This is a genomic window from Nonomuraea sp. NPDC049504, from assembly GCF_040676845.1.
Taxonomy (GTDB): domain Bacteria; phylum Actinomycetota; class Actinomycetes; order Streptosporangiales; family Streptosporangiaceae; genus Nonomuraea; species Nonomuraea salmonea.
Window position 1 is genome coordinate 1 of record NZ_JBFAPT010000016.1, and the last position, 13388, is coordinate 13388.

Here is a 13388-nt window from a genome sequence, read left to right on the forward strand (position 1 = left end):
GCCGGTCCACGCCGAGCGACGTGACGGCCGACTCGATGACCAGCTCAGGCGGCTGGGCACGGGGCCGGCCGCGGCGGGCGCCGGGATGACCGGCCTGTACGCGCTCACCGGCGCCTTCCTCGTGCTCTCCGCACTGCTCCCGGCCCGCAGGCGATCTATCCTGGGCGGGTGAGCGGGCGGGATCCTGATCGGCGCAGGGCGCTGCTCGACGCCGCCGACCGCGCCATCGCCGCCGAGGGCCCCGGCGTCTCGATGGCCGCCATCGCCGCCGCGGCCGGCATCACCAAGCCCGTCCTCTACCGCCACTTCGGCGACCGTCACGGCCTCTATCAGGCGCTGGCCGACCGCCACGTCGGCACGGTCGTCGCGCAGCTCAAGCCCCGGTTCGCCGAAGCCGGCACGGATCTGCGCGGCCGCGCCACGGCGGCCGTCGACCTCTACTTCGACCTGGTCTCGGCCAACCTCAACCTCTACCGCTCCCTGTTCCACCGCGCCGGCGCCGAGGACAGCCGGGTCCGCTCCCAGATGACCTCCCTGGTCCGCAGCCTGGGCGAGGAGCTGGGCGCGGTGCTGGCCGCGGAACGGGTGGTGCCCGACCCGGTGCGGGCGCAGGTGCTCGGGCACGCGTTCGTCGGGATGGTGCAGTCCACCTGCGACTGGTGGCTGGACCACCCGGAGGTCCCGCGCGACCGCGTCGTCCAGAGCCTCGTGGACGCCGTCACCGCCGCGGTGACCCCACTCTGAGCACGCGGGCGGTCACTTCTCGCGGAGCAGGCCCAGCAGGTCCCACTCCGTCTCGCACACGCGCCGCCCGATCGCGGCCAGTTCCACCGAACGGGTGCCGCCGCGCAGGTGCCGCATCGTCTGCATGACGCAGATGACGCCCCACTTCAGCACCCCGAACGTCTCCCACCACCGCAGCGACTCGCGGTCCACCGGCCGCCCGCCGGCCTCCTCGTACGCGCGGATCAGCTCGTCGTACCCGCCGAACCCGCCCACCGGCAGCGGCGAGCCGAACCGCCACGCCTTGACGCACAGCCACCCCAGGTCCTCAAGGGGGTCGCCGGCATGGGCCAGCTCCCAGTCGAGCACCGCCCTGATGCCCTCGGGGCCGACGATGAGGTTGCCGTTGCGGAAGTCGCCGTGCACCACGGCGGGCGGGCGCGCGGGCGGCCGGTCCGCCGCCAGCCGGCGCAGCGCCAGCTCGAACACCGGATGCGGCTCGCCCAGCTGATCAAGCACCGCCCGCCAGCGCACCAACGGATCCTCCGGCCCGCCGGGCGGCCCGCCGGGCGGCGCCACCGACAGCGGCATGCGGTGGATCGCCGCCAGCGCCTGCCCGCACTGCCGGGCCAGCAGCGGCCGGGCCGCCGCGAAGGCGTCGTCCCGGAGGATCTTGCGCGGGATCGTCTCGCCTGCCACGCGCGTCATCAGGATGTACGACGGCCCGCACGCGACGATCTCCGGCACCGGCACCCCGGCCTCGGCGGCGGCCCGCATCAGCCGCGCCTCCGCCGCCAGCCCCAGCCCCAGCCACAGCCCCACACCCGCAGCCGCACCATCTGCCGCTGGGGCGGTTGTGGTCGCGGCCGGGCCGGGCGCGGCGGGCAGGCCGGGGGAGTCGAGCCGGAGGATCAGGTCGTGCCGGTCGCCGGTCCCCGTGACCACGTCGAGGGACCAGGTCTCCCGGGACGCGCCGCCGGGCAGGCGGGTGCACGTCACCACCTCGGCTCCCGTCCCGAACGCCGCCTCGACGATCGCGTACGGGTCGCTCATCGCAGGCCGAACTCCCAGGTGCCGCCCGCCGCGTACACGCCCAGGATGCGCCGCCCCACCGAGTCGACGTGCACCTCGTCAGGCCCGTCGTAGACGCGCCCGGCGCGCGCGTGCCGGTACATCCGGTCGAGCGGGGTGTCCGGGGTGAGGCCCGCCGCCCCGTACACCTGAATGGCCCGGTCGATGACGTTGTGCAGCATCCGCGCCCCCACCACCTTGATCGCCCCGATCTCGACGCGCGCCTGCGAGCGCGCGTCGATCGCCTCGGCGGCCTGCAGCGTGAGCAGCCGCGCCGACTGGATCTCGGTGTAGGAGTCGAACACGTGCTGCCGCATGAGCTGCTTGGCCGCCAGCGGCTCGCCGAACGCGCGCCGCTCGTGCAGCCGCCGGCACATCAGGTCGAAGGCCCGCTGCGCCTGGCCGAGCCAGCGCATGCAGTGGAAGATCCGCCCGGGGCCGAGCCGCTTCTGGGCGATGACGAAGCCCTGCCCGCGCGGCCCGAGCAGGTTGGCGGCCGGTACGCGGACGTCCTCGTACCGCACCTCGCAGTGCGCCCCGTCGAGCCCCAGCACCGGCGTCTCGCGCACGATCGTGTAGCCCGGCGTGTCCGTCGGCACCAGGATCATGGAGAAGGCGAGGTGCGGCGGCGCGTCGGGCTCGGTGCGGCACATCACGGTCGTGTACGCCGCCCGCGACGCCCCCGTCGTGAACCACTTGTGCCCGTTGATCACCCATTCGTCCCCGTCGAGCACGGCGGTGGTGGCGAGCTGGGTGGGGTCACTGCTGGAGACGGCCGGCTCGGTCATCGCGAAGCTCGGCGAGATGTCGCCGCGCACCAGCGGCTCCAGGTAGCGTTCGCGCTGCTCGGGCGAGGCGTGCTCGTGCAGCATCAGCGAGTCCTGCAGCGTGTACGTCCCCAGCGCGAGCTGCCCGTACTCGCTGCGTCCCTGCACCTCGTTGACGTACACGTAGTCGAGGAACGGCAGCCCGCCCCCGCCCAGCTCGCGCGGGTGGCCGAGCGCCCACAGGCCCTCCTTCCTGGCCTGCTCGCGCAGCTCGCCGAGCACCGCCGCCGCCTCGGGCCCGCCCCGGTGGAGCACGGGCTCGGCGGGCTCGACCCGCTCGGTGATGAACGCGTGCACCGCCTCACGCACCGGCCGGACACTGTCGGGCACCGCGAAGGTCATGCACCGACCCAACAACAGAACGTCGTTCTGGTCAACGGTCTCACGGCAGCCAGCTCACCTTGCCGCGCAGGAACGCGTACCCGACGAAGGCGACCGCGTCGATCAGCGTGTGGGCCACGATCAGCGGCATCGCGCGCCCCCACCGCTGGTAGAGCCGCCCGAACACCAGCCCCATCACCACGTTCCCGACGAACCCCCCGAAACCCTGATACAGGTGGTACGACCCGCGCAGCAGCGACGACACCACGACCGCCTTCCACGGCGTCCACCCGGCCTGCCCCAGCCGGTGCAGCAGGTAGCCGGCGACCACGACCTCCTCAAGCACCCCGTTCTGCGCCGCGGCCAGCAGCAGCACCGGCACCTGCCACCACACCTCCGGCAGCGCTCCCGGCACGACGGTCAGGTTCACCCCGGCCGCCCACACCGCGAGGTAGAACGCCAGCCCCGACCCGCCGATCGCCGCCGCGAGCGCCGCGCCGCGCAGCAGGTCGCCGCCCGGCCGGCGGAAGTCGGCGCCGATCGTCCGCAGCGACTCGTTCGAGCGCACCATCAGGTACGCCACCAGCCCCACCGGCGCCACCGCCACCGCGATCTGCACCAGCTGCAGCGTCAGATCCAGCCACGGCCGGCCGGGCGCCATCGACCCGACCAGCACGGCCTGCTGCCCCTTCAGCTCTCGGGGAGCGGTGAGCGCCCCGATCAGCCGGACGAACGCCACCAGCGCACTCGCCCCGAGCGACACCGACAACACGACGAAGATCTCGGCCCGGATCAGGCGGGGGGTGAGCAGGTGGGGCGGAGCAAGGGGGGACTGTGTCTGCATGGCCGCAGACTAACCCCGACATGATCGGACCCAGATAAAAGGAGACATTTCCGGTACGTCGGGGCTCGCCCCACAGGCTATGGCGGCGAGCCCCGACGTACCGGCCCGGCCCGGGGCCGGGCGGGTGGCGTGCGGGGCGGGCCTTGGGGCCGGGCGCGTGCTGCGCTGGACAGGTCCTGGGATCGGGCGCGTGCTGTGCTGGACGGGCCTTGGGATCGGGCGGGTGGCGTGTTAGGGAGGACGGTGTGACAGGTATCGACCCGCATGACGTCCCGAGCGCGGCGCAGCTGGTGGCCGCCGTCCGCGAGTTCCTGCAGACCGACGTGCTTCCGGCCGTGGAGGGCCGGGTCCGCTTCCACACCCGGGTGGCCGTCAACGTGCTGGCCATGGTCGAGCGGGAGATCGACCTGGGCCCCGCCCAGGCCGATCGGCACGCGGCCCGCCTGGCCGGGTTGGGCGTCGCGGACGAGGCCGAGCTGGCGGAGGCCATCCGCGCGGGCCGCCTCCCGGACGACGAGCGCCTGCTCGCCGCCCTGGAGGAGTCCGTACGCGCGAAGCTGGAGGTCGCCAACCCCGCCTACCTCCAGACGCAATGAGCAGCGGCCCGCCCCCCATGCGGGAAGCGGGCCGCGAAAACCCCTGGGATCAGTGGGAACCGGTGAGGTCCAGGTCCTTGACCTTCGGGTCGCCCTCGTCGGCGAAGTAGTCGTCCTGCTTGGTGGCGTCGCCGCCGTCGGCGACCTTGGCCGCCTTCAGGATGACCGTGCCGAGCACCGCCACCACCAGGTTGACGATCAGCGCCAGGAACCCGGCGTAGATCGTCATCTTGGTGTCGAAGCCGAAGTTCGCCAGCGGGAACGCCGACCCGCCGAAGTGCGCCTTGCCGTTGGCCGGGTTGGGGATGAGGTACAGCATCCACATGCCGGCCGCCAGGCCGAGCGCCCAGCCCGCGATGAGCCCGCCCTTGTGGAGCCAGCGCGTGTAGAGGCCGAGCGCCACGGACGGCAGCGTCTGCAGGATGATGACGCCGCCGATGAGCTGCAGGTCGATCGAGAACTGCGGGTCGAGCAGCAGGATGCACAGCACCGCGCCCACCTTGACCAGCAGCGACACGATCTTGGAGACGTTGGCCTCCTGGGCGTCGGTGGCGGTCTTGTTGATGTACTCGCGGTAGATGTTGCGGGTGAACAGGTTGGCCGCCGCGATCGACATGATGGCGGCCGGCACGAGCGCGCCGATGCCGACGGCGGCGTACGCGACGCCCGCGAACCAGTCGGGGAACATGTCGTTGAACAGCTGCGGCACGATCGTGTTGGCGTCGGCCTTGCCGTCGGTGACGACCGGCTTGGTGCCGGCCGCGATGGCCATGAAGCCGAGCAGCGCGATCAGGCCGAGCACGAAGCTGTAGGCGGGCAGCGCCGACATGTTCCGCTTGATGACGTTGCGGTTCTTGGAGGCGAGCACGCCGGTGAGGCTGTGCGGGTAGAGGAACAGCGCCAGCGCCGAGCCGAAGGCCAGCGTCACGTACTGGAGCTGGTTGTTGGCGTTGAGGATGAAGCCGTCACCCTCGGCCGGAGTGGCGTCGAACTTGGCCTTGGCCGCGTCGAAGATCGAGTCCCAGCCGCCGAGCCTGGCCGGGATGTAGATGACCGCGGCCAGGATCACGATGTAGATGAGCGAGTCCTTGACGAACGCGATCAGCGCGGGCGCCCGCAGGCCGGACTGGTAGGTGTAGGCGGCCAGGATGGCGAACGCGATGATGATCGGCAGGTGCCCGGTGATGCCCATCGTCTTCAGCACGGCCTCGATGCCGACGAGCTGCAGCGCGATGTACGGCATCGTGGCGATGAGCCCGGTGATCGCGATGGCCAGCGCCAGCGTGGGCGAGCCGAAGCGGGCCCTGACGAAGTCGGCGGGCGTGACGAACCCGTGCACGTGCGAGACCGACCACATGCGGGCCAGCACCAGGAACACCAGCGGGTAGACGACCACGGTGTACGGCAGCGCGTAGAACCCGAGCGCGCCCGAGCTGAACACCAGCGCGGGCACCGCGACGAAGGTGTAGGCGGTGTAGAGGTCGCCGCCGACGAGGAACCAGGTGATCCAGGAACCGAAGCTGCGCCCGCCGAGCCCCCACTCGTTGAGGCTGGCGAGGTCGGTGGGGCGGCGCCAGCGGGCGGCGACGAAGCCCATGCCGCTGACGATGAGGAACAGCAGGATGAAGACGACCAGCTCGGTCGTGTGAGCGCTCACTTCGTCATCCGGTAGACGAGAGTGGTGGTGCCGACGCCGACGATGATGAAGGCGATCTGCAGCCAGTAGAACAACGGGAAGCCGAACAGGCGCGGCTCGTCGAAGTTGTACAGGAACGTCAGCAACGGCAGCACGATGGGCACGATCAGCAGCCAGTTCCAGGGGCTGCGGTCGGTGCGTGGCTGCCCGGGATCCCCGATAGTCATCCGGCCCTCCGATGGGTAGATCAGGCGCTGGCGGTGACCATGCTCCTGACTTTGCGTCAACGGAGGGAGATTAGCTTTTCATGGGGATTAATCCCAATGAACGGCATGTTACGGTTTGGCCTAAATGCCGAATTGATATCTCGGCATATGAGACGACCATGCGGGCGCGACGTTCAGCACCATAACTCCGCCCCGGTGGGGAGTGCCGCCATTGATCGGCGAGTGGTCGGTTGCCCGCGACGAGCGGTCATCCGTCCACAACAGTCAGTGAGGCCCTGTCAGGACGGGCGGTCAGATCCGTACAGGCGGGCCATGCGCGCGGCGGCGTCGGCGATCATCGCCCGCAACTCGGGCGGCCCGAGCACCTCCGCCTCCGGCCCGAACCGCAGCACCTGCGAGAACGCCACCGGCAGCGACTCCACCGCCAGCCGCACGGTCCCGTCCTCGCGCAGCGAGGCCATCGCGTCCTCGACCGCCGCCGGGTCGGCCACGTGCCGCAGCATGCGCACGCCGCGCCCGGTCAGCCGCAGCGTGATCTCCTCCCGCAGCAGCGACCTGGCGAACAGCGCCGCCTGCCCCGCCCAGAAGGCCGCGAGATCGAAGTCCTGGTCCCGGTCGAACGTCTCCCGCAGCACCGACACCTCGCCGAACCGGTGCACCCGGAAGATCAGGAACCGCCCCCTGTGCCGCGCCGCCAGGTACCAGACCCCCGCCTTGAGCACCAGCCCGTACGGCTCGAGCACCCGCAGCACGTCCTTGTAGACCGCCGAGACCCGCCGGTCCCGCCACACCGCCCTGGCCAGCGGCGCCAGCGCGGCGGGCGGCGGGTCGTCGCCCGCGAACCAGCCCGGCGCGTCGAGGTGGAAGCGCTGCGCGGCCGTCGCGGGCGCGTCGCGCAGCGCGGGGGCCAGCGCCGCCGCCGCCTTCAGCCGGGCCGCCGCCGCGACGTCCTGCAGCCCCATCTCGCGCAGCGCCGCCGGCACCCCCGACAGGAACAGCGCCTCGGCCTCGGCCCTGTCCAGCCCGGTCAGCCGGGTACGGTACCCGTCGAGCAGCCGGTACCCCCCGCCGCGCCCCCGATCGGCGTAGACCGGCACGCCCGCCTCCGACAGCGCGAGCACGTCGCGGTGCACCGTGCGCTCGGAGACCTCCAGCTCCCTGGCCAGCTCGGCCGCCGTCATCCCGCCCCTGGCCTGCAGCAGCAGGACCAGCGACATCAGCCGCGCGGCGCGCACAGCGGCAGCACCACGGCCGACGGCCGCTCGGTCGAACGGAACACCTCGACGTCGGCCAGCACCATCCGCCCGCCCCCTGAGCCGAGCGGCTCGCCGGTGCCGGGATTGCGGGCGATCGTCGGGTACGCCCCCGCCGCCACGTGCACCCGGATCCGGTGCTCGCGCCTGAACCGGTGCCCGATCGGCCACAAATCCACCTCCACCCGCCGCACGCCGTCCTCGTCGGTGGCCCCAGGTCCCAACCGCCTGACCCCCTCGCACACGTTGTACGACCGCCCGTCCGGATGCACGTCGCACACCCGCACCACCACGTCCACGTACGGCGTGCTGGAGCGGACGTACAGCTCGGCGCGCACCGGCCCGATCGCCTCCACGGCCGAGCGCAGCGCGGGGGAGCTGTAGACCAGCACGTCGCGCCGCTCCTCCAGCCGCCGCTGGTCGCGCGGCCTGGAGTCGCCCAGCAGCACGGGCCCGCCGATGCGCGGCGTCGGGTGGTCCGGGTGGTAGCGGAACCGGTCGGGCCCGCCCTCCAGCGGCCCGCCGGGCCCGAGCCCGAAGCCGTCCTGGAGGTGCCAGCGCGTCTCCCGCATGCCCGGCACCGGCCAGTCGGGGTAGTCGCGCCACTCGCCCGCCCCCGTGACGTGGATCCGCACCGGGTCGGGCCGCAGCCGCGACCGGTCGCCGAGCAGGTGGGCGCGGAACCATGCCGACGCCTCCTCCATGGTGGCGCGGCCGTGCCTGGCGTCGATGTGGTACCAGGGGCCGATCGTCAGGTACGGCCGCCGCCCGGCCGCCCGCAGCGCCGCGTAGTCCTTGAGCTGCCACGGCAGGAACACGTCGTACCAGCCGCCGAGCATCGTCACCGCCGCCTCCACCTCGCCCACCTTGGCGGAGAAATCCCGCTTGTGCCAATACGGGACCGCCGGGTCGGCGTGATGGGCCAGCAGGTCCTGGTAGAAGCGGAGCGGCCGGCCCGCCGAGACCAGGTCGAGCTCCGCCACCGGCCGCCCCGACAGCACCGCGCGGCGGGTCAGGCGGGGCGCCGTCAGCACCGAGGCGCCGCCGAACCTGCGCGACATGCCGTCGGTGAGCGTGGTCCAGCTCAGCGTCGACTCCAGCGCGAACGCGCCGCCCACGTACGCGGCGTCCCTGAACTGGGAGGCGGTGATCTGGGTGGCCATCGCCTTCAGCTCGGGTCCTGCGAAGGGCGCGACGGCCCACTGCGTGTAGCCGAGATAGGAGGGGCCGAACATGGCGAACGAGCCGCCGTACCAGGGTTGCTCGCGCAGCCAGGCGATGGTGGCCAGGCCGTCGTCGTGCTCGTCGCCGAGCGGGTCGAGCAGGCCGCCCGAGCCGAAGCCGCCGCGACAGCTCTGGATGACGACGTGCAGGCCCTGCCGGGCGAAGCCGCGCCCGTAGTACCAGCCGAGCATGCCGCGCCGCCCGTACGGGGAGCGCATGAGCACGACGGGGGCGGGACCGCCGTGCGGCGGCGCGTAGTGGTCGGCGAGCAGCGTCACGCCGTCGGGCATCGGCACGGGAAGGTCGCGTCTTATCCGCACGCGTCTCATATACCAACCAGTAACATACGCCGCCCCGGGCGAGTAGCCCGGGGCGGCGCACATCAGGGTCATCTCAGGGGCGCACCACTAGGGCGTCGTCCTGTCGGGACGCTCCGAGATGCGCAGCCCGTTGACGAGCGTCGAGCCCTGCCGGGCCGCGAACCGCACGTTGAGCTGCCCGTCGGTCACCCGCACCGTGTACTGCCTGCTCACCGCCGTGTACGTGCCCGCCTCCAGGGCCAGGTCGAGCGCCGGGATCGCCAGCTCTCCCTCGACCAGCACGTCGAACACCCGCTTGCCCATCTGCGTGCGCTCGAGGTCGGCGAAGTTCAGCTCGACGGTGTACGTCCCGTTCGGCACGTCGTCGAAGCGGTACTCCAGCATGTCCTCCCGCGCCGTCTTGAACAGCGTCTGGTCGGTGGTGCCGGAGATGCTCTTGGACGTGCTCACCGTCTTGTTCCTGCCGGCCACGTAGCCGTGACCGCCGGTGCTGTACTTCCTGTCGGGCGTCCAGGTGTCACCGGCGGCGTCCACCGTGTTCTTCTTGGCGCCGACGTCCACGGCGACCTGCAGCTTGGGCACCACGACGGTCACCGCGACCTCGATGGTCGGCTGCCGCCCGCTGGCCGACTTCACCAGCAGCGTGCCCGAGCGGTACGTGCCCGCGGCGACCCCGGCGCTCGACACCTCCACGGTCAGCTTCGCCTTCTGTCCCTTGGCGAGCTGCCCGGACGCCGGCGACACCGTGAACCACGAGCCGCCGGTCACCGTGTACGGCGTCGCCGCCCCGAGGTTGGTCAGCTCGATCGTGCGCTTGCGGGTGGTGTCGGTCGGCTGCACCACGGTCAGCTCCGCCGACGACGCGCTCACCCGGCCGGTGACCAGGGCCGTGTCCACCCGCGTCACCGTGGTCGGCGCGAGCGTGACGGGCTGGGTGAAGGTGCCGTAGTGCTCCTTGGACACCTCGACGTCGTAGTCGCCGGCCAGCACCTGCCCGTAGAACGTGCCGTTCTCGCCGGTCGTGAACGTGGCCACGTCGCCCACCTTCACCGTCGCCCCGGCGATGGGCTCGCCGTCGTTGGCGTCGGTGACGGCGCCGGTGACCAGGCCGTGCCGGCTGGCCGTGAAGGTCAGGCCCTGCCCGGTCTCGACCACCGGCTCCTGGTAGGAGTACTGCAGCGCGTCGTCGCCCGCGGCGTTCTCGACGCCGATGGTGGCGCTGAGGCCCTTGTCGCGCTCGCTCTCGATGTCCTTGTACCGGAACGCGATCGAGCCGTCCTCACCGAGCAGCGCCTCGAACGACACCCGCTGCGCGGTCTCGTTGTAGAAGGTGACGTCGCGCCACTCGACCACGAACTGCCGGTGCGGCGCGGTGCCCGTCACGCCCGTGTAGACGCCGCCCTGTGCGTCCACGATGAGGTCGTCCCAGTACGGGTAGACCGCGTTGTTCGGCGTGCCGCTCGCCGGCAGCCGGACGTTGCCCGCGGCGGTGGCCCGGTCGGTGGCGAAGGTGAGGAAGCCGTTGGTGGCGACCCACGCCCGGCTCTGGCCGGTTCCGTAGAACGGCACCTGGAACGGCAGCGTGACCTGCACGGCCTCGTCGTCACCGGTCAGCGCCAGCTTCTCGGTGCCCTCGACGAACGCCTGCGCGCCGGAGGCGCAGGTGTAGCCGAAGTTGTCGCCGCGCAGCGGCAGCTCGATGTCCTCGGTCAGGTCACCGTCCAGCGTGATCTCCGCGGTCGCGGTGCTGGAGCAGCGCGAGGAGGGCGTGACGGTCAGCTCGTACGAGCCGTGCGGCAGCGTCAGGCTGTAGCGGCCCGCCTCGTCGGTCACCGTGCTCACCGGCGTGCCCGCGGCCGCGACGGTGGCGCCCGCCTCGGGCGTGCCCGCCGTGCTGACCGTGCCCGACACCACGGCGTTCGCCTGGGCCGTCATGGTCAGGTCGGAGGTGGTCGCCTGCTCGGCGGTGATCGTCACGTCCGCCGTGGCCTCGGCGTAGCCGAACTTGGCGGCGGTCAGCCGGTAGTCGCCGGGCAGCAGGCGGGGCAGCGCGTACGTGCCGTCGGCGCCGGTCGTGACCGTGCGGGTCAGCGGGCCCGTGACGGTGACCGTCACGCCGGACAGCGGCTCGCCGCCGGCCGTGATCGTGCCGGACAGGTCGCCGAGGCCCTCCTTGGGCGCGGCCTGGACGGCGGCGTAGGAGTCGAGCTTGCCCTCGCCCCACACGTTGTTGTCGGCCGCGGTGCCGCCGCAGCTGGTGTCGGCGGTGTCCACGGCGGTGCCGTCGAGCAGCGACCTGGTGGTCTCGATCTCCCCGGTCAGGCCCGGGGCCGCCGACCAGATCAGCGCGACCGTGGCGGCCACGTGCGGCGATGCCATCGAGGTGCCGGTGTAGGAGTCGTAGCCGTTGCCGGGCACCGAGGAGCGCACGTTGACGCCGGGGGCGGCGATGTTCGGCTTGATCTCGCCGTTCTCGCCCTCGCCCTTGCTGGAGCGGGCGTACAGGGCGTTGTTCACGTCGAAGGCGCCGGCGCTGTAGGCGGTCACGTACTGGCCGGGCGAGCCGCTGGTGCGGCAGGACGGGCCCTCGTTGCCGTTGGAGAAGGCGGGGAAGATGCCCGCGGCGATCCAGGAGTCGACGACCTCCTTGTACCAGGGGTCGAAGCCGTCACCGCCCCAGGAGTTGTTGACGATGTCCGGCGCGAGGTCGGGGCGCGGGTTGTCGCCGTTCAGGTCGGTCGGCCGCACGATCCACTGGCCGGCCGCGAGCAGCGAGGCGTCGGTGCAGGTGTTGAGCTCACAGCCCTTGGCCGCGATCCACTGCGCGCCCGGCGCCACGCCGATGCCGTTGGCGCCGACCATCGTGCCCATCGTGTGGGTGCCGTGGCCGTTGTTGTCGCACGGCGCGGTCGAGGGGCACACGCGGGCCGGGTCGAACCAGTTGTAGTCGTGGCTGTAGCTGCCGTCGGGGTTCCTGCCCCGGTAGGTGGCCGTCAGGTCGGGGTGGTCGAACTGCACGCCGGTGTCGATGTTGGCCACCACGATGCCCTCACCGCGGTCGCCCAGCTCCTCCCAGACGCGCGGGGCGTTCACCCGGTCGATGTTCCACTCGACGGCGTTCACCCGGTTCTGCGCCTGGCCTTCGTCCGGCTTCGGCACGTTCAGCACGCGGATCGGCTGGATGCGCTCGACCTCGGGCAGCTTGGCGATTTCGCCGGCCAGCTTCTCGTCGGCGGTCACCTTGACCGCGTTGACGATCCAGTAGGGGGTGTACTCGGCCTTGCGGGCGTCGAGTAACGTGCGTAAGCCCTCCTGGGAGGACTTCGCCCGCTCGCTCTTGGCCTCGTAGACGGCTTCGGCCTTCAGCTCCTTGGTCGCGGCCCTGCGGGCGCCGCTGAGGTCGGCGGAGCCCTTCATCCTGACCCAGAAGGTTGCCTTGTCGTCCTGCGCCAGCCGCGCCTGCACGGCGGCGTCTATCTTGTCGGACTCTGGCGCCGCCTGTGCCGCGGTCTGCGGGACCAGCAGACCGGTGGCGGCCACGACGATCCCCGTGAGGATCATCCGCCAGCGGGGGGTTTGGGGCACGTGCTCTCCTTCTCGACGGGCGAAGGCGTGATCTTTCCGCCTCTGTCGAGAAGAGTGAATTGATCATGTCGGGAAAGCAATAGGTGTCGCAAAAAGTTACTTTGCGGACAGAAATGTAATCTGGTCAGGCGAACTGCCGATGACCTCAGCCGTCTCACGCGGAACGGTGGCCGAACTGCGCCATGATGGCCATGAAGTGCGCCGCGATCCGCTCCGGGTCCTCGTTGTCCGGGCCCAGGCCCACGTGCAGCATGACCGCCGCGGTCAGCACCTCCTGCACGACGTCCACGTCCACCTCGGCGGGCAGGCGGCCGCGGTCGCGGGCGCGCGTCAGCACCTCGCGCACCGCCGCCGCGCGCCGCCCGCCGTTGACCTTCCTGTAGGTGTCCAGCAGCTCCGGGTAGTCGTCGCGGCTGCCGTACAGGCGGCGCAGCAGCCGCCTGTTACGGGGGACGGCGAGGTAGCGGCCCCAGTCGGCGAACATCGCCTCAAGGTCGGGCCAGCCGGTCAGCGCCGGGTCGTCGTCGTGGTTGGCCCACTCCAGCGTGCGCACCAGCAGCGCCGTCTTGTCGGCGAACCTGCGGTAGACCGTCGCCCTGGTCACCCCGGCCCGCCGCGCCACCTGCTCGATGCTGGTCTGCTGGGCGCCCTGCTCGATCAGCAGGTCGAGCGCGGCCGCCAGGATGGCCAGGTCGGCCTCCTGACTGCGCGGCCGGCCCGCCGCCCGCACCCGCGGCGCCTGGTCGTCGATCATGCCCCTC

11 protein-coding genes are annotated in these 13388 nt (G+C 71.9%); 2 read left to right on the forward strand and 9 right to left on the reverse strand.

Features of this window, described 5'->3' with window-relative positions; translation table 11 throughout:
- The first annotated feature begins 168 nt into the window (after nucleotides 1-168).
- Nucleotides 169-744: a TetR family transcriptional regulator gene (locus AB0K28_RS28280; RefSeq protein WP_364375855.1), complete on the forward strand. Its 576-nt coding sequence runs from the start codon at nucleotides 169-171 to the stop codon at nucleotides 742-744.
- Nucleotides 745-756: 12 nt separating this feature from the next.
- Here AB0K28_RS28280 and AB0K28_RS28285 read toward each other — a convergent pair whose 3' ends face one another.
- From AB0K28_RS28285 to AB0K28_RS28295, 3 genes are read right to left on the reverse strand one after another with little or no spacing between them, the layout of a single operon-like run.
- Nucleotides 757-1776 (reverse strand): phosphotransferase family protein, encoded by a 1020-nt coding sequence (locus AB0K28_RS28285; RefSeq protein ID WP_364375858.1) that lies wholly within the window; start codon nucleotides 1774-1776, stop codon nucleotides 757-759.
- Complete coding sequence (locus AB0K28_RS28290; RefSeq protein WP_364375861.1) at nucleotides 1773-2963, reverse strand: acyl-CoA dehydrogenase family protein; 1191 nt, start codon at nucleotides 2961-2963, stop codon at nucleotides 1773-1775. The genes AB0K28_RS28285 and AB0K28_RS28290 overlap by 4 nt, the downstream gene beginning before the upstream one ends.
- Before the next feature lie 40 nt (nucleotides 2964-3003).
- Nucleotides 3004-3786 carry a CPBP family intramembrane glutamic endopeptidase gene (locus tag AB0K28_RS28295; protein WP_364375864.1) on the reverse strand — a complete coding sequence of 261 codons (783 nt, stop codon included), beginning with the start codon at nucleotides 3784-3786 and terminating at the stop codon, nucleotides 3004-3006.
- Nucleotides 3787-4031: 245 nt separating this feature from the next.
- Between AB0K28_RS28295 and AB0K28_RS28300 the strand changes: the two genes are divergently transcribed.
- A complete protein-coding gene (locus AB0K28_RS28300; protein ID WP_364375867.1) occupies nucleotides 4032-4382 on the forward strand; it encodes a DUF6285 domain-containing protein in 351 nt (116 codons plus the stop codon).
- A 49-nt stretch (nucleotides 4383-4431) separates the two neighbouring features.
- Here the strand turns inward: AB0K28_RS28300 and mctP are convergent, their stop codons facing one another.
- From mctP to AB0K28_RS28330, 6 genes are all read right to left on the reverse strand, one after another.
- Nucleotides 4432-6039: a monocarboxylate uptake permease MctP gene (gene mctP, locus AB0K28_RS28305; RefSeq protein ID WP_364375870.1), complete on the reverse strand. Its 1608-nt coding sequence runs from the start codon at nucleotides 6037-6039 to the stop codon at nucleotides 4432-4434.
- Nucleotides 6036-6245, reverse strand: coding sequence for a DUF3311 domain-containing protein (locus tag AB0K28_RS28310; RefSeq protein WP_364375873.1), 210 nt, complete (start codon nucleotides 6243-6245; stop codon nucleotides 6036-6038). Before AB0K28_RS28310 ends, mctP begins: the two co-directional genes overlap by 4 nt.
- A 278-nt stretch (nucleotides 6246-6523) precedes the next feature.
- Nucleotides 6524-7480, reverse strand: a complete 957-nt coding sequence (locus AB0K28_RS28315; protein ID WP_364375876.1) for a WYL domain-containing protein — start codon at nucleotides 7478-7480, stop codon at nucleotides 6524-6526.
- Nucleotides 7462-9051: a CocE/NonD family hydrolase gene (locus AB0K28_RS28320; RefSeq protein WP_364375879.1), complete on the reverse strand. Its 1590-nt coding sequence runs from the start codon at nucleotides 9049-9051 to the stop codon at nucleotides 7462-7464. The genes AB0K28_RS28315 and AB0K28_RS28320 overlap by 19 nt, the downstream gene beginning before the upstream one ends.
- 78 nt (nucleotides 9052-9129) lie before the next feature.
- A complete protein-coding gene (locus tag AB0K28_RS28325; RefSeq protein ID WP_364375882.1) occupies nucleotides 9130-12627 on the reverse strand; it encodes a S8 family serine peptidase in 3498 nt (1165 codons plus the stop codon).
- Between the two features lie 154 nt (nucleotides 12628-12781).
- Nucleotides 12782-13381, reverse strand: a complete 600-nt coding sequence (locus tag AB0K28_RS28330) for a helix-turn-helix domain-containing protein (RefSeq protein ID WP_345403490.1) — start codon at nucleotides 13379-13381, stop codon at nucleotides 12782-12784.
- Nucleotides 13382-13388 lie beyond the last annotated feature (7 nt).

What these genes read in the sequence shown, in the direction of transcription:
- AB0K28_RS28285 (WP_364375858.1), bottom strand. Translation starts at nt 1,776, where the DNA reads ATGAGCGACCCGTACGCGATCGTCGAGGCGGCGTTCGGGACGGGAGCC.
- AB0K28_RS28290 (WP_364375861.1), bottom strand. Translation starts at nt 2,963, where the DNA reads ATGACCTTCGCGGTGCCCGACAGTGTCCGGCCGGTGCGTGAGGCGGTG.
- AB0K28_RS28295 (WP_364375864.1), bottom strand. Translation starts at nt 3,786, where the DNA reads ATGCAGACACAGTCCCCCCTTGCTCCGCCCCACCTGCTCACCCCCCGC.
- AB0K28_RS28310 (WP_364375873.1), bottom strand. Translation starts at nt 6,245, where the DNA reads ATGACTATCGGGGATCCCGGGCAGCCACGCACCGACCGCAGCCCCTGG.
- AB0K28_RS28320 (WP_364375879.1), bottom strand. Translation starts at nt 9,051, where the DNA reads ATGAGACGCGTGCGGATAAGACGCGACCTTCCCGTGCCGATGCCCGAC.
- AB0K28_RS28330 (WP_345403490.1), bottom strand. Translation starts at nt 13,381, where the DNA reads ATGATCGACGACCAGGCGCCGCGGGTGCGGGCGGCGGGCCGGCCGCGC.